Source organism: Thermococcus atlanticus (genome assembly GCF_054657855.1).
Genome location: NZ_BAAHXX010000001.1, coordinates 1,274,597 through 1,289,093, shown reverse-complemented (window position 1 = coordinate 1,289,093; position 14,497 = coordinate 1,274,597). Strand labels below are relative to the sequence as shown.

The window sequence follows — 14,497 nt, the reverse complement described above, 5'->3', positions numbered from 1 at the left end:
AAAATGGTGGTTGTAGTTGAAACCGCACTGAAAGCTGTCTTAATTTTGCTCTACGCAACTTTCGTGGGATTCATGTTCATGGGAATAATAAGAATCGTAACCGCAAGGATTCACAGGAGGGTCGGGCCGCCGATTTATCAGCCCATACTCGATACGATAAAGCTCCTCTCAAAGAAGAGCAACATAACTCACGGACTCATCTATGACTTCGGAATCATCTACGCTCTGGGCGCCACTATCCTCGCCCTGATGTTTATACCCCTTGGAAGCATCGGCATTCTCAGGATGTACGGCGACCTGATACTCATCACGTTCCTCCTCGAAATCCCGATGCTCGGCATAATGTTTGCCGCAATGAGCTCCGGAAATCCGTGGGCTGGCCTGGGATCCCAGAGAGCTCTGCTTACCCTGCTGGCCATTCAGGTTCCGCTGGGCTTTGCAATAGTTGCCCTGGCCGAATCCTACGGCACATTCAGCACCTACCAGATAGTTATGGCACAGCAGAGCATGGGCTGGAGCATCACCCATCTCCCCCTGCTGCTGGCGGCCGTTGCCTACGACCTCGTTCTGCAGGCGATGTTCGGAAAGGAGCCCTTTGACATCATGATTGCTCCCGGTGAAATCTCTCTCGGTCCGATGGTGGAGTTCGGAGGGAAGCACATGGGCATACTCCAGATACAGCACGCCATAGCGCTCTTTGCCGAAACACTGTTCTTCAGCAACATATTCCTCGGAGGTGCGGTTATCACAGCATTTGCGAGCCCGGTGCTCAACACGCTGGCAAGCCTTGGAGTCCTCCTGATAAAGCAGATTGCGGTGCTGATGATTGCAATATTCATGGGCGCGATATTCCCGAGATTCACAATAGACCAGGCGGCGAGGTTCTACTGGAAGTGGCCAACCATAATAGCCGCCACCGGAGCGATACTGGCAGCACTGTGAGGTGATGGAGATGGTGGACTGGCGATTATTTGAACCGCTGTTTGATTTCGCGAGAAGGAAAAGCCTCTGGATTGTGGCATTCTGTACAGGGTGTGGCGGTATAGAGATGCCGCCCCTCATGACATCGAGATATGACCTTGAGCGATTCGGTATGATGCCCAACCCCGCACCGAGAATGGCAGACCTCTTCCTCATCACGGGATACGTAACCCCGAAAACGCTGAAGAGAATCATCATAACCTACGAAATGCAGCCTGATCCAAAATACGTGATGGCGCACGGATCATGTCCCCTCAACGGCGGAATCTACTGGGACGCATACAACGCAATCAAGCACCTTGACAGATACCTCCCCGTTGATGTCATAATAGCGGGCTGTATGCCGAGGCCCGAGGCTGTAATGGATGGAATAAACAAAATCATGGAGATGATCGAAAACGGAACCGCCGACGGCTGGAAGAGATACAAGGAAAACTACGAATACTACAAAAAGAATCAGGACGAGCTTTTCGGAGAAGGATGGAGGGAGAGAGAGGCTAGGAGGTGGATTCCATGGCTGATGAACAGGAGAAAGGAGGAGTGAGCATGAGGGAGCAGGCTATCATGGACAGCATCCTTACAAAGGCGCCCTATGCCGAAGGTAAAGTCAGAAGGGAGCGGAGGGTGGAGTTTAAAGTCCCCGCAGACAGGATAAGGGACTTCCTGAAGCTCCTCAGGGAAAACGGCTTTGAGCTCATGCTCCAGATAACGGTCGTCGACTGGCTCAAGGATGGAGAGTACGAGCTGGTCTACCAGATGTGGAGCATAGAGCACAGAACCCACGCCATGGTCAGAACGAGGATTCCGAGGGAGCTTGAGAAGGCGAGGATGCCAACAGTCAGGGACATATATCCGGTCGCAGAAACCTACGAAAGGGATGCGCACGACTTCTTCGGGGTCTACTTTGAGGGCAACGAGAAGATGGAGATGCCATGGATTCTTGATGACACCGAGCAGGGACTGTTTCCGTACAGAAAGGACTTTGACATGCTCGCATATGTGAAGAAGAAGTACATGATCCTGGACAGGTTTGATGAGAACAAGGACAACTATGTAATCTGAATTTGGGGTGAGGATGATGGTTTCACAAAGCGAACTGATTAAGGAAGCGAGAGAAAACGGGATGGATCTGCTCCCCCTTGATAAGGATACCTACGAGCTGTTCTTCGGACCCCAGCATATGGCGACGGAGAACTTCAGCATAATCCTCAAGATGGACGGCCACCGGGTCGTTAAGGCGATAGCAAATCCCGGCTTCCTTCACAGAGGGTTCGAGAAGCTGGCCGAGCTGAGGCCGTGGCACACCAACATAGCACTCCTCCTGAGAATCTGCGTTCCCGAGCCCGATGTTCCGGAAGCGATATACTCGATGGCAGTAGACGAGATAATAGGCTGGGAGGTGCCGGAGAGGGCCCAGTGGATAAGGACTACAGTGCTTGAGATGGCGAGGGTGTCCGCGTACCTCTTCTGGATAATGGGGCTCAGCTTCAAGCTCGGTGTCTATACGGCCGGCCAGTGGGCCGCGGCATACAGGGAGAGGCTCATGGCACTTTTCGAGCAGCTAACTGGTGCGAGGGTCTACCACATCTACACGATTCCCGGAGGGGTAAGGAGGGACATACCGGGCGACCGCTGGTTGAGACAGCTCAGGGACACCGTTGAGTACATAAAGGGCAAGCTTCCCGACTTCGACCATCTGGTCTTTGAGAACTACATAACCTTCAGGAGGATGGAAGGGATAGGAGTTATGGACAAAAAGTTTGCACTGGCAGAAGGTGTAACAGGGCCCAACATAAGGGCTACGGGGGTTCCTTACGACGTGAGGAGAGCAGACCCGTATCTTCTCTATCCTGAGCTGGATTTTGAAATTCCCGTGCTTGAGGATGGGGATGCACTGGCAAGGGCACTGGTGAGGAGATACGAGCTTGAGCAGGATTTATACATTCTCGAACAGCTGCTTGAAATGGGACCGCCGGACGGCCCTTACAAAGTTCAGGATCCGAAGCTGAAGAATCTTCCAAGGTTTAAAGTTCCCGCGGGGGATGCTTTTGCCCATGTTGAGTCGACGAAGGGAGACTTCGGGGCATACGTTGTAAGCGACGGTAGGAACAAGCCCTACAGGGTTCAGATCAGAGGGCCGAGCATTGCACACGGTATCAGGGTTCTTGAACAACTTTTGGTCGGAGCGAGGATAGCCGACGTGCCCGTGATATTGATGAGCCTTGACAACTGCCCTCCGGACATCGACAGGTGATGAAGATGGAGGAGATCGAGTTTAAAGTCGCACCCGAGAGCAAAATCAGGAAGAAACCCTCATACATAAAGCCGTGGCTCGGACTGAAGTATCTCTTCAAAAAACCAGTAACGATTAAAATCCCCTATGAAAAGACCCAGATAGCCGAGAAGTACCGCGGCTTTCACTCACTCGACTGGAAGAAGTGCGTGGGCTGCAACTTCTGCGGCCAGATATGCCCGGCGAGGGCGATAGAGATGACATGGCTCGAAGTCGGCGGCAGGATGGAGAAGAGGCCGCATCCAAAAATCGACTATGGCAGATGCACGTTCTGCCAGTTCTGCGTTGACGTGTGCCCGACAGGTGCTCTCGGCTTCGTTTCCAACTACATGCTCACGACCGAGTGGAAGGAGGAGGAGATTCAGCTCTACGACTGGGTTCCAATACACCCCGACAGAATCCGGGAAATCAACGAGAAGTTCCCGGATTACAGGTTCCCGGTTGAGAAGATAGAGTTCGACAGGGAAACAAAGGAGGTGGCATATCACCTCAGGGATGGGGAGATATTCAAGTTCAAAATCCTCGGCTACGGCATAAGGCCTCCCAAACCGGCAAAACCTGTAAAGACAGGAGAAGAAAAGAAGTGACCCTCTCCTGCTCTTCCTGTTTTTATTCTGCCTCCTGCCCGAAACTTTTTAAAGTTTAAATGTTACATTTATCGGTGGTACAGATGCAGGTCGACATCAGGAGTGAAAGGAACCTCGGGCTTATAGGCTCGATACTCGCCTTAGTGTCCGGGGTGTTCGGGGTGATACCCTACATAGGGATGCTCGGCAGGTTTTTCTCGCTGGTTGCATTCATACTGGTTCTCATTGCGCTGAAGGGGATAGGAGATAAGGTCGGTGATGACAGGCCATTCAGATACTACCTCTACGGGTTTATAGTGAGCATTGCGGCTCTGATTTTGATAGTTGTTATTGCCCTGATGGGGTTTGCACTGACATCCTCCCGGGGACACCTCACGTATGATATAATGCATATGGGGGCTGCGGCGGGTTTTGCGGTTGCCGGTTTCGTGGGCGTGATAGTTCTGATCTTTGTCGGCACCATTGTTCTGGCCGCGTATTTCCAGAAACAGGCATGGGAGGCAATGTATGAGATAACGGGCGTCAGTGAATTTCACGAGACCGCCAGATGGCTATGGTGGGGAGCCTTAACCCTGATAGTGCTGGTGGGAGTGATTCTGCTCTTCATAGCGGCAATCTATCAGATAATCGCATTCTCCAACCTGCCGGAGGTTCTGGAGACGGGTGAAGAAACAGGAGGAGAGGTTATCCTGTATTAGCCTTCCATTCCTCATTTTTTGCATATGCACAAAGTTTATATGCAAAGAGCTTCACATGTTTTCGGTGATTGAAATGAGGATAGCCATACCGGCTGAAGATAACAGGGGATTAGAAAGCAGCGTTAGCGGTCACTTCGGGAGGGCAAGGTATTTCGTCTTCGTGGATGTTGAAGAGAACGAAATCAAAGGGGCGGAAGTCGTTGAGGTGCCCTTCGATGAGCACAACCCGGGCGACCTGCCGAACTTCATAAGGAAGCACGGCGGAGAAGTTGTCCTGGCTTACGGAATGGGGAGGAGAGCGATGGCGTTCTTCAACGAACTCGGCATTGAGGTGGTCACGGGAGCCCATGGAAGGATTAAGGATGTCGTCGAGGCCTTCATCCATCAGGTTCTTGAAGTGGACCCCTACTGGAAGGAAAAGATAGAGAGGGAAAAGGAGCACGGGCACAGAGAACACTGATGGTATCATCCTTTGAAGCACTCCGACTCTTCCTCCTCCATTTTGATTATCTTTGAGAGCACACACTCAAGCACATTGAGGTCGAAGAGGATTTCTTCAAACTTTATTTTCTGCTCCGGGGATTGCTCCCTCTCCATCAGAACCGAGGTTATCCTCTGGAGGGGTTTTACCTCCTTTTCAAGTATCTCCTTTGGCTGTTTCAGGAACTTTTCGAGGAATGCCGGAATCGGGTAAAACAGCTTCGTTTTCCCGTCCTTTCTGACGTTGACAAAATACTCCCTGGAGAGCCTGCTCAGGGACGTGGAGATTGAGGAACGGCTCAGGCCGGTCAGCTGCACAAGTTCATTTATCGTGAGCGGCCTCTCGCTCAGCAGCAGGAGGGCATATATCTTCCCGTCGGTGTGGGTGTATCCCCATCTTATCAGCATTCTTTCAACGATTTCAATGAATTTTCTGGTCTCTTTTTCCTGCCCCACCACTTTTTGCACACCCAATAATATAAGATGGAGGAGATATTTAAACTTTTCCCGGTTGGGTTTGACATGACAATCACAACAGTTATATCGAAAACTTTATACAGGGAAGTTCTATAGTTTGAGATGGGGGAGAAGTATGAAAAAAACTGGTAAGGATGATGGAAACCAGCTCACAACGGCCTTGACAGCTTTCAAACTAATCCTGGGCAATCCCCTTGCAAGGGCATTGATCAAACCCGCCCTCAGAAAGTATGAGATAGACGGCAGAGAGCTTCCTGCCCTTTACTGGGCCCTCAGCATCTATGCCGGTGAGAGCATAAACTGCCCCCTTATGGTGCGCTTCCAGGCGGAGACAATAAAGCTTCTTCTCAAGCTTGGCATAAAGATTGCAAGAGGGGATGAGCAGGCCGTTAAGGAGGCTCTTCTCCGCGACCCGCATATAAGGCGTGGCATATGGGTCGTCCTTGAGGGCATAGCGAAATACGGCATTACGGTTCCTCAGAGACTCGCCGGCCCCTTCCTCATTGTCTGGAACTTCACCAACATGTGCAACTTCCGGTGCAGGCACTGCTACCAGAGAGCGGATAGGCCACTGGCAAGTGAACTCCCTCTTGAGGAAAAGCTGAACCTCGTTGACCAGCTCGATAAAGCCGGAGTCGCTGCTGTGGCTATAAGCGGCGGTGAGCCAACAATCCATCCTGATTTCTATCCCGTCGTGAAGGAGCTCGCTTCGAGGGGAATACACACATCCGTTGCCACGAACGGCTGGACGTTCGCAAACATGGAGAAGTTGAAGAAGGCCGTTGACCTCGGGCTCAAATACGTCGAGGTTTCCGTCGACTCGGCGAAGCCAGAGAAGCATGATAAATTCCGCGGCATTCCCGGGGCATGGGAGCATGCCATTAAAACCCTTGAGAATGCGGTCGACCTCGGCATAAGCCATGGAATGGCCGTAATCATGGACAAGGAAACGTATCATGAGATAGATGATATCCTTGATCTGGCGGAGAGCATTGGCGTCAAGCGTGTTATATTCTTCAACCTCATTCCCACAGGCAGGGCAGAGGACATGGTGAGGGTTGACCTGACTCCTGATGAGCGCGAGGAGTTCATGAAGGAGGTTTACAGGCAGATGAAAAATAGGAGGATAGAGATACTAACCACGGCACCCCAGTATGCACGTGTTACGCTCCTCGAATCCAGCGGAAAAAATGTCACACCGGCACACTTCTACATAGGGGAGAACAACTCAGTGAAGACCCTCGCGGAGTTCATAGGTGGCTGCGGTGCCGGGAGAATTTATGCGGGGATAGAACCTGATGGTACTGTAACGCCGTGCGTCTTCCTCCCACTGCCCGTGGGCAACATCAGAACAAAGCCCTTCAGAGAGATATGGGAAACCAGCAGGATATTCAACCTTCTCCGTGACAGGGATAACTTCACGGGTGTATGTCAGAGCTGTCCTTACAGGAACATCTGCGGCGGATGCAGGGCGAGGGCATACCACTACACCCTCGATTTGCTTGGGGATGATCCGGGATGCATAATCAACAGACGCACATGGGAGGATATCGTCAGGTACGGAAAGCCGAAGGGGATAAGTGAGGTCAGCTGGGTTGATGAAAGCACCGCCATGAGGGTTCCTGTGCTCTATGTTCCGGGCTACTACAGGGCGGTTGAAGTGGCAGGGGAGAAGCTCTTTGAATCCGAGTGGAAAAGGAGCAGGGAGAAACTTCATGCCTGAGCGCACTGCTTTGCAGCCGCAGAAATAAAAATAAAGCAGACTAAAGAATTCTGTCCAGAACTATGGCAGTCAGCGCTCCCACGGCCATTCCGGACTCAAGAATGCTGGATATGACCTTTGGAAAGGTCTGGAGAAATTCCTGAGGCAGCTGCGGGGCTCCGAGGCCGGCTATCAGTGCGGCCGCGAGGATGAGGGTGTTCCTGTCGCTGAACTCCACCCTCTCGGCTATCAGTCTCAGCCCGGTTACGCTTATCATCCCGTAGAGGGCTAATGTCAGGCCGCCGAGGACGGGAGCGGGCATTGAAGCGAGAATCCCGGCAAATTTCGGGAGCAGAGACAGAAACAGCAGTATTGCCCCTCCAACCTGAACAACATGCCTGCTTGCGACTCCTGTAAGTGCCACGAGCCCTATGTTCTCGGAGTAGCTCGTCGTCCCGCACGCCCCCAGCATTCCTGCTATCGAGCATGCCAGCCCCTCGCTGCCGATGCCCCTGGCTATGTGTCTTCCCGTTATCTCCGAACCGGTTACAGCCGCTATCGCATGGTAATCCCCCACGCTCTCTATGATGCTAACCATGAAGGCGAAGAGGAGGATTGTCACTGCAGTGGCATCAAACACAGGGGCTCCCCAGGGAAAAGGTCTCGGAACGCTGATTACCGGAAGGCTCTTCACGAGCCTGAAGTCGGTGAGGCTGAGAGGAACACTCACGAGGTAGCCCACGAGCGCGCCGATCACAACGGGCATTGCTCTCATGCTCCCCCTGCCTTTCAATGCGACAAACACTGTGGTCAGGAATGTTACGGTTGCCACCAGGGCGGCCTTGACCACCGTTCCGCCGGAGGGGTCGGCGTAGAAATTGAAGAAGTTCTTTACAGCAACATCCGCCAGGCTGAATCCTATCAGCGTTATTGTAACCCCTGTGACGAGCGGGGTGAAAAGCTTCCGGATTCTGCCGATAACCCCAAGCCAGCCCACAGCTGCTTCAATAATTCCTCCTGCTATGAGGGCACCCTGTACCGCGGCCATTCCCAGCGAGGAACCTATCATTATTATCCCCGGGATAAATGCAAAGCTTGAGCCCTGAACTATTGGATAGCGGGAGCCCACGGCAGTTTGAAGGAGCGTGGCTATGCCCATCGCCAGCAGAACCGCCTGTATCATGACCGCTATCTGCCCGGCGCTGAGACCGAGTGCGCCTCCAACAACAAGCGGAACCGTAACGGTCGCTCCGAACATGGCAAGAACATGCTGAAGGCCAAAAATCAAAGCCTTTGAAGGTTCAACTCTGTCCTCAATTCCAACCTTTATTACCTGTCCTTTTAAGGTTTCAAGGGTTTCCATTAAAGCCCGCTCAATCTGTGTAAAAGTTTGTTTAAAAAACTTTCGGAGGTTGGGAAAATAAACAGAAAAATGTCAATTACCACCCCTGGACTTTTGAGAGCACATCGTCCGGAACCTTGCCCTCTTCGACATCGCTGATAGCTCTCTCCAGCCTGTTGAGGCCCTCGTCGAGGAGCTCCTCCTCTATCGTGAGCGGAGGCTGAATCCTCAGCACGTTGCCCTGGAGGAAGGCAACTATTAAACCAAGCTCGTACGCCCTCCAGACCACCTTCCTCGCCTCCTCAAAAGCCCTTTCCTTCGTCTCCCTGTCCTTCACGAGGTCGACACCGAGCATCAGCCCGAGGCCGCGAACATCGCCGATAAGCTCGTGCTCCTCTTTCATCCTCTCCAGCCGTTTCTTTGCATATTTCCCGAGCTTCTCCGCCCTCCTTAAAAGGTTCCTCTCCTCGATTTCCTCTATTACTGCGAGAGCCGCTCTGCTCGCAACTGAATTACCGCTCAGTGTAAATGTGTGGCCGAGGGAAGGCAAAGCCTCCATAACTTCCTCCCTTCCAATCACCGCACTTATCGGAAAGCCCCCACCGAGGGGTTTTGCGAGCGTTATTATGTCAGGCTTAACACCGAAGTGCTCTATCGCAAACCACTTTCCGGTTCTCCCCATCCCGCTCTGAACCTCATCCACAACGAGAAGGATGCCGTGCTCGTCGAGAATCTTCTTCACCTTTTTGAAGTAGCCCCCCGGCGGAACGACCATTCCGGCATCGCCCTGTATCGGCTCGGCGAAGAGTGCCGCGACACCGTCGGCGTAGACCTCTCCCTCGAACTTCTCTTTGATGTAGGATACGCACTCCATCTTACAGCTCCCGGGCTCCTTCCCGAAGGGGCAGCGGTAGCAGTTGGGGTAGGGTATGTAATGCACACCGCTCAGCTCGCCCACTATGGAGCGCACCTCGAAGTCTAGGCCGGTTATGCTCATGGCGCCGTAGGTTGCCCCGTAGTAGCTTCTGAGGTAGCTCAGGATTGTTCTCCGTCCGGTGTATGCCCTCGCAAACTTTATCGCACCGTCGTTGGCATCGCTTCCCGTCATGCCGAAGGTGACCTTTGGATTCTCAATTGGGGAAATCTCCCTCAGCTTTTCGGCCAGGAGGAGCGGTTCAACGGGAAAGCCGTAGATGAACGTGAAGTGTATAAGTCTCTGAGTCTGTTCCACAGCAGCTCTAACAACCCTCTCATTGTTGTGGCCGACGTTCTGAACGGCGGCATCGCTGAGAAAGTCTATGTACTCCCTCCCATCTATATCCCACACTTTTGCGTTTTTTGCCCGGACGCCAACGATAGGGGCATAGGTTACCCTTGCAGCTCTGGGAAAGACCCTTGAGTATCTCCGGATAATCTCCTCAGACCTCATGTTTGCACCTCATATACTATATGCGTTTGAGAATAATATCGCTTTCGGTATGATTCTGATTAATTCGCAGAAAGCTTTAATAAAGTTATCATGGATCAGCAATTAAAGATGCTAAAAAATGCGTAATGGTGAGGAGATGGAGCTGGATGCTCTTGACAGGGGTATACTCCGCATCCTGCAGGAGGATGGCCGTATTAGCTACTCGGAGATGGCGAGGAGACTGGGTGTTCCTGAATCCACGGTCAGACTCCGTGTAAGGAAGCTGAAGGAGAGGGGCGTCATCAGAAAGTTTGCGGCACTGATAAATCCTTTTAAAGCCGGTTACTCCATAGTTGCATTCATAGCCGTTGACGTCGAGGCGAGCAGAGTGAAGAGGGCAGCCGAAGAGCTGAGCAAGCTGCCCGAGGTGGACGTCCTCGGTATAGCCACAGGTGCCCACGACATACTCATGCAGGTTACCGTCAAAGACCTTCAGGAGCTGGAGAGCTTCCTCATAGAGAAGCTCGGAAGGATAGAGGGAATAAGGAGCACAGAAACGTCCATCCTGACGAGTGTAAGGAAGTGGGGCTATGCGAGGGTGTTCTAAGTCACCCTCTCAAGCCCATCTTTTTTGACGATGTAGGTATCTTCGTGCTTTATCGCACCCTCAGGAATCATGAGCGGTGGATGGATTATTGCGAGAACCATGTTCTCCTGAACCTTCGTGGCCCTCTGCGGGACGACGATGGTCGTTATGGGCGGCTCCTCTATGAGCAAGCCGACGCTGTGGGTGTAGCCGGCGAGGTATGCATCGGCAAATCCTTTATCCCTGAAAAAGCCGGATAATTTCCTCTCAACCGATGCGAGGGATACTCCAATTCTTGTCTCCTCAAGTGCAATCCTGTAGGCCTCTTCCTTGACATCTATGGCTCTTTTGACCCTCTCGTTAGGTTTGCCAACGATGAAGGTTCTCGCCATGTTGGCGTAGTAGTGGTTGTAATCGGCGCCTATGACGACGGTAACGACGCCGTTCTCCGGAACCGTCAGGTCGCGGAAGGGCTCGGCGTGGGCCCTCGGCGTCGTCGAGACGTAGACCTTTGGATCCTCGCTCCCGTTGAGCATCAGCTCCCTAACTATCTCCGCGGCAATTTCAAGCTCGCTCAATCCGGGCTTTATCGTCTCTCCGGCGACCTCCATACCCCTCTGAGCAATCTTCCCGGCTTTCCTTATGTTTTCAAGCTCCCACTCATCCTTTATCATGCGCATGCCCGCTGTGATGCCAAATACATCAACTATCTCAATGCTTGGGTTCAGCCTCTCGAAGACCTTGAGGAAGAGAAGATATGCGTCCCTCTCAACGCCGAACTCAAGACCAACTCTCTGGAAGCCGTTCCTGTGTATCCAGCCGACGATTCCTGCCATCAAATCCTCGACCTTCTGGAACTCATGCACATTCTCAATCCAGCTCTTCTCTCCGAAGAGCTCTGCTTCGCCCTTGACGACGTAGACAATGGGCTCTCCCTCCGCGGGAATCAAAAGCGCCGGGCGGAGCCATTTCGTCCCTGTGAAGTATATGAAGCTCGAAAGCGTCCTTATCACAGCTCCATCAATCTCGTTCTCTCTGAGGAGCTCCTGAAAGCGCTCCACCCTCCTTCGGAATATCTCCGGATTCCCCCTCATCTACACCACCTTCACCACGAGGAAGGACGCCGGGAGGCTCCCCGAACCGGAAACCTCATGCGGCACTTCTTTAGGTAGATATACGATGTTCCCCTTCTTAACCTCTGCCCTCTCCTCACCTACCTCCACGATGCATCTGCCCCTCAGGACATAGAGGAAGGCATCAACCGGTATGGTGTGCCTCCTGAGCCTTTCGCCGGGCTTAAGCGTGACGTGGAATATCTGAACCCTCTCCATCTCGATAAGCTTCCTCACATCGACCCCGTGGGGATTATCCATCTGAGGAGCGTCTTCAACCTTCACGACAATCATCTCAATCCCTCCAGTCCAAAAGTCTCTTCTCGCCCTCTATCCGTTTGTACGGCTCGATGTCCATCGTCATTTCAAGCGTCCCGATGTAGTTCCCGTCTCTGTCAAAGAGGGGCACGTATTTGATGTAGACGTACTTCGGCCCGAGCCTGAGCCAGAATGTTGCTTCGCTCTTTCTGCCCTCCTTGAATGCCTTCAGGATTTTGTTCACGATGTGGACGCTCTTCGGCGGGTGACAGAGCTGGACGGGCCTTCCAAGCACGGAAAGTGTTCTGTCGAATATCCTCTCCTCGGGGGAGAAGAAGCGAACGCGGTCATCCTTGTCGATGAAGGTCACATCAACTGGCAACGCTTCGAATATTGCCTTAAGTTCCTCAACGTTTATGAAGCCGGTGCCGAGGTCGATGTCGCCTTCACGCTTGAGCTCCGCTTTGTCGAACTCCAGCGGTCTGCCCTTCAATGCCTGCTGAACCTCCTTTGGAAGACCAAGGAGCTGCTCAACACTGAGCTCCGGGTCTATTTCCCATGGGTGGAGGGGTTTAACGTCCTCGCCGGGATCCCATGCCGGAGGGCTAACCTTGTAAAAGCCTATCTCATCCTCCTGCTGCCGGATGGCCTTCCACTCGCCCTCGGTGAGCAAAGCCTTAAGCGTCGGGTAGTAGATGTTGTTCTCCCTGAAGACCATGTCGCTTAAAGCGAAGGAAAGCTCCCCCGCCTTCTCCACTAACTTTGAGGTGAACTCCTCCCATGGGAGCTCATCCCTCTTCCCCAAAAGCTCGGAAAAGCGCTTCACCATGAACCTTATCTCATCGTGTTTCGTCCAGAGAACGGTGGCTATTGCGGTTAAACCTCTCCGCTCGATGTAGGGGAAGGTGAGCATCTCCTCCCGGTTGTAGTGGGTGAAGCCTACCCTTCTCAGGCTGCCCGCTATCTCCTCCAGAACGCCGAGGATTTCAGCTTTCATGCGCTCGTCCTTGGTCGTCGCCAGAGTCCTCGCGTAGAGGTTGAGCATCTCCGCGTCCTTCATTATCTCCTTGTTCTCAAGGTAGAGCGTCTTGAGCGGATGCCCGTCCGGCAAATCCCTCTCCTCAAGCTCCTCCGTCCCGGCGACTGCTTCCCTGAACAGCTCAACATGCAGGTCGCACATCTTCGCTATGTCCTTCGCCGAGATGCCATCTTTAACGAGCTCCTGCTCTATGATGGGTATTTCAAGGGGTGAAATGCCGCTCAAAACCTGGCGGAATTCCTCCTTGAGTTTGTTGACATCTTCACCCTCGTGAATTCTAAGGAGGAGCTTCTTCAGCTGCTCCTTCTTGTATTCCCGGTTTTTCAGGAGTTCGGTCATTCAGCATCACCCTTAACCTTTTCCATGATGATGGATGTCAGCTGGCGGAGCTTTTCATAATCCTCCTCCCCGGGCCTCGCACGGACTTCCAGACTCCCAAGGAGCTCAAGCTTTGAACCCTTCAGCACCTCAAGGAGGGAGTCTCTGCTCCTCCCGTGCCATCCGTAGGAGCCGAGGATCACCGCGTACTTTGCGGGCGGTCTCAGGGCCTTCACGAGGTATGCGGCATAGATGGCAAGGGGATGTGCACCACCAAGGACTGTTGGAGCGCCGAGGACTATCACCCTTGAGTCCACAAGATCCTTGGCCACCTCCCCTATGTCCGCGTTCACGAGGTTGTGGACCTTAACATCTATCCCCTCCGCGGTCAGAAGGGCCGCGAGCTCCCTCACCATCCTCTCATTGGCCCCCCACATGCTGACATAGGCTATTATCACTTTTTCCCTCGTCTCCCCGCCGCTCCACTTTTTATACGCCTCGATGATTCTCCCGGGGTTTCTGTATATGGGCCCGTGGCTCGGAGCAATTATCTCAATCTCAAGACCTTCAAGCTTCTGGAGGGCCCTTTTGGCCATGGCCGAGAATGGCATCATTATCTCGCCGAAGTACCTTTTAGCATGCGTTAGGATGTCGGGCACGTCATCGTCGTAAAAGCCCCCCGCGAGGTGGGCCCCGAAGAAGTCGCACGGGAAGAGTATTTTATCCTCGATGAGGTAGGTAAACATTGTCTCGGGCCAGTGAAGCCATGGTGCCTCCATGAACCTGAGGGTTTTCCCGCCAAGGGGTATTTCGTCCCCATCCCTCACGACCATTATCCTCTCATCGGGGACATTATAGTATGCCTTCGCCATATCCGCGCCCTTTTCGGTCGCGATGAGAAAGGCCTTTTCGTTTCTCTCCAGCAGGTATGGAATTGCACCCGAATGATCGGGCTCGGCGTGGTTCATCACGATATAATCAATGTCCTCAATGCCTTTGATTTCCCCTATCTTCTCCTCAAGCTCCTCCTCAAAGCCCGGGGCAACGGTGTCTATAAGGGCAGTTTTTTCACTCCCGACAACGAGATAGGCGTTGTAGGAGGTCCCTTCGGGCAGGGGAATCAATGCATCAAAAATCCTTTTGCTCCAGTCCTTAACCCCAACCCAGTAAACATCTTTAACAATTTTCACAGCTTTCATTACATCACCTTCATGAC

The 14,497-nt window shown here is 52.8% G+C and carries 16 protein-coding genes; 9 read left to right on the top strand and 7 right to left on the bottom strand.

What is annotated here, in order from left to right; all coding sequences use genetic code 11:
- Positions 1-3 precede the first annotated feature (3 nt).
- The 7 genes from ACYQ27_RS06825 to ACYQ27_RS06795 all read left to right on the top strand — a co-directional run bounded on the left by ACYQ27_RS06825 (position 4) and on the right by ACYQ27_RS06795 (position 5,019).
- The gene (locus ACYQ27_RS06825) at positions 4-942 is read left to right on the top strand and encodes a respiratory chain complex I subunit 1 family protein (RefSeq protein WP_456395020.1); all 939 of its coding nucleotides are present in this window, start codon (positions 4-6) and stop codon (positions 940-942) included.
- 10 nt (positions 943-952) lie between these two features.
- A complete protein-coding gene (locus ACYQ27_RS06820; RefSeq protein ID WP_456395035.1) occupies positions 953-1,525 on the top strand; it encodes a NuoB/complex I 20 kDa subunit family protein in 573 nt (190 codons plus the stop codon).
- On the top strand, positions 1,495-2,043 hold the full coding sequence (locus ACYQ27_RS06815; RefSeq protein WP_456453972.1) for an NADH-quinone oxidoreductase subunit C: 549 nt from the start codon (positions 1,495-1,497) through the stop codon (positions 2,041-2,043). Before ACYQ27_RS06820 ends, ACYQ27_RS06815 begins: the two co-directional genes overlap by 31 nt.
- 16 nt (positions 2,044-2,059) lie before the next feature.
- The gene (locus tag ACYQ27_RS06810; RefSeq protein WP_456395034.1) at positions 2,060-3,235 is read left to right on the top strand and encodes an NADH-quinone oxidoreductase subunit D; all 1,176 of its coding nucleotides are present in this window, start codon (positions 2,060-2,062) and stop codon (positions 3,233-3,235) included.
- Between the two features lie 5 nt (positions 3,236-3,240).
- Complete coding sequence (gene nuoI, locus ACYQ27_RS06805) at positions 3,241-3,861, top strand: NADH-quinone oxidoreductase subunit NuoI (protein WP_460041833.1); 621 nt, start codon at positions 3,241-3,243, stop codon at positions 3,859-3,861.
- An 83-nt stretch (positions 3,862-3,944) separates the two neighbouring features.
- Positions 3,945-4,559 carry a DUF996 domain-containing protein gene (locus ACYQ27_RS06800; RefSeq protein WP_456395032.1) on the top strand — a complete coding sequence of 205 codons (615 nt, stop codon included), beginning with the start codon at positions 3,945-3,947 and terminating at the stop codon, positions 4,557-4,559.
- Between the two features lie 73 nt (positions 4,560-4,632).
- Positions 4,633-5,019 (top strand): NifB/NifX family molybdenum-iron cluster-binding protein, encoded by a 387-nt coding sequence (locus tag ACYQ27_RS06795; RefSeq protein WP_460041832.1) that lies wholly within the window; start codon positions 4,633-4,635, stop codon positions 5,017-5,019.
- Positions 5,020-5,024: 5 nt separating this feature from the next.
- Here ACYQ27_RS06795 and ACYQ27_RS06790 read toward each other — a convergent pair whose 3' ends face one another.
- On the bottom strand, positions 5,025-5,507 hold the full coding sequence (locus ACYQ27_RS06790; protein ID WP_460041327.1) for a helix-turn-helix domain-containing protein: 483 nt from the start codon (positions 5,505-5,507) through the stop codon (positions 5,025-5,027).
- Positions 5,508-5,631: 124 nt separating this feature from the next.
- Here ACYQ27_RS06790 and ACYQ27_RS06785 point away from each other — a divergent pair, with 124 nt between their 5' ends.
- On the top strand, positions 5,632-7,239 hold the full coding sequence (locus tag ACYQ27_RS06785; RefSeq protein ID WP_460041326.1) for a radical SAM protein: 1,608 nt from the start codon (positions 5,632-5,634) through the stop codon (positions 7,237-7,239).
- A 40-nt stretch (positions 7,240-7,279) separates the two neighbouring features.
- Here ACYQ27_RS06785 and ACYQ27_RS06780 read toward each other — a convergent pair whose 3' ends face one another.
- Complete coding sequence (locus ACYQ27_RS06780; RefSeq protein WP_456453969.1) at positions 7,280-8,581, bottom strand: uracil-xanthine permease family protein; 1,302 nt, start codon at positions 8,579-8,581, stop codon at positions 7,280-7,282.
- Between the two features lie 76 nt (positions 8,582-8,657).
- Entirely contained in the window at positions 8,658-9,989 is a 1,332-nt protein-coding gene (locus ACYQ27_RS06775; protein ID WP_460041325.1) for a leucine/methionine racemase, read from the bottom strand.
- A 136-nt stretch (positions 9,990-10,125) separates the two neighbouring features.
- Between ACYQ27_RS06775 and ACYQ27_RS06770 the strand changes: the two genes are divergently transcribed.
- Entirely contained in the window at positions 10,126-10,575 is a 450-nt protein-coding gene (locus tag ACYQ27_RS06770; RefSeq protein WP_456453967.1) for an Lrp/AsnC family transcriptional regulator, read from the top strand.
- Here ACYQ27_RS06770 and ACYQ27_RS06765 read toward each other — a convergent pair.
- Genes ACYQ27_RS06765 through ACYQ27_RS06750 form a run of 4 tightly spaced genes read right to left on the bottom strand, consistent with a single transcriptional unit; the run spans position 10,572 to position 14,480 of the window.
- Entirely contained in the window at positions 10,572-11,648 is a 1,077-nt protein-coding gene (locus tag ACYQ27_RS06765; RefSeq protein ID WP_460041324.1) for a M24 family metallopeptidase, read from the bottom strand. The two genes, ACYQ27_RS06770 and ACYQ27_RS06765, sit on opposite strands and share 4 nt — an antisense overlap.
- A complete protein-coding gene (locus ACYQ27_RS06760) occupies positions 11,649-11,960 on the bottom strand; it encodes a cupin domain-containing protein (protein ID WP_460041323.1) in 312 nt (103 codons plus the stop codon).
- A gap of 1 nt (position 11,961) precedes the next feature.
- Positions 11,962-13,302 (bottom strand): DUF438 domain-containing protein, encoded by a 1,341-nt coding sequence (locus ACYQ27_RS06755; RefSeq protein WP_460041322.1) that lies wholly within the window; start codon positions 13,300-13,302, stop codon positions 11,962-11,964.
- A complete protein-coding gene (locus ACYQ27_RS06750) occupies positions 13,299-14,480 on the bottom strand; it encodes an FprA family A-type flavoprotein (RefSeq protein WP_456452505.1) in 1,182 nt (393 codons plus the stop codon). Before ACYQ27_RS06750 ends, ACYQ27_RS06755 begins: the two co-directional genes overlap by 4 nt.
- Positions 14,481-14,497: the final 17 nt, after the last annotated feature.

Coding starts and splice junctions, on each gene's coding strand:
- ACYQ27_RS06825 (WP_456395020.1), top strand. CDS start 4: ATGGTGGTTGTAGTTGAAACCGCACTGAAAGCTGTCTTAATTTTGCTC.
- ACYQ27_RS06820 (WP_456395035.1), top strand. CDS start 953: ATGGTGGACTGGCGATTATTTGAACCGCTGTTTGATTTCGCGAGAAGG.
- ACYQ27_RS06815 (WP_456453972.1), top strand. CDS start 1,495: ATGGCTGATGAACAGGAGAAAGGAGGAGTGAGCATGAGGGAGCAGGCT.
- ACYQ27_RS06810 (WP_456395034.1), top strand. CDS start 2,060: ATGGTTTCACAAAGCGAACTGATTAAGGAAGCGAGAGAAAACGGGATG.
- nuoI (WP_460041833.1), top strand. CDS start 3,241: ATGGAGGAGATCGAGTTTAAAGTCGCACCCGAGAGCAAAATCAGGAAG.
- ACYQ27_RS06800 (WP_456395032.1), top strand. CDS start 3,945: ATGCAGGTCGACATCAGGAGTGAAAGGAACCTCGGGCTTATAGGCTCG.
- ACYQ27_RS06795 (WP_460041832.1), top strand. CDS start 4,633: ATGAGGATAGCCATACCGGCTGAAGATAACAGGGGATTAGAAAGCAGC.
- ACYQ27_RS06785 (WP_460041326.1), top strand. CDS start 5,632: ATGAAAAAAACTGGTAAGGATGATGGAAACCAGCTCACAACGGCCTTG.
- ACYQ27_RS06780 (WP_456453969.1), bottom strand. CDS start 8,581: ATGGAAACCCTTGAAACCTTAAAAGGACAGGTAATAAAGGTTGGAATT.
- ACYQ27_RS06775 (WP_460041325.1), bottom strand. CDS start 9,989: ATGAGGTCTGAGGAGATTATCCGGAGATACTCAAGGGTCTTTCCCAGA.
- ACYQ27_RS06770 (WP_456453967.1), top strand. CDS start 10,126: ATGGAGCTGGATGCTCTTGACAGGGGTATACTCCGCATCCTGCAGGAG.
- ACYQ27_RS06765 (WP_460041324.1), bottom strand. CDS start 11,648: ATGAGGGGGAATCCGGAGATATTCCGAAGGAGGGTGGAGCGCTTTCAG.
- ACYQ27_RS06760 (WP_460041323.1), bottom strand. CDS start 11,960: ATGATTGTCGTGAAGGTTGAAGACGCTCCTCAGATGGATAATCCCCAC.
- ACYQ27_RS06755 (WP_460041322.1), bottom strand. CDS start 13,302: ATGACCGAACTCCTGAAAAACCGGGAATACAAGAAGGAGCAGCTGAAG.
- ACYQ27_RS06750 (WP_456452505.1), bottom strand. CDS start 14,480: ATGAAAGCTGTGAAAATTGTTAAAGATGTTTACTGGGTTGGGGTTAAG.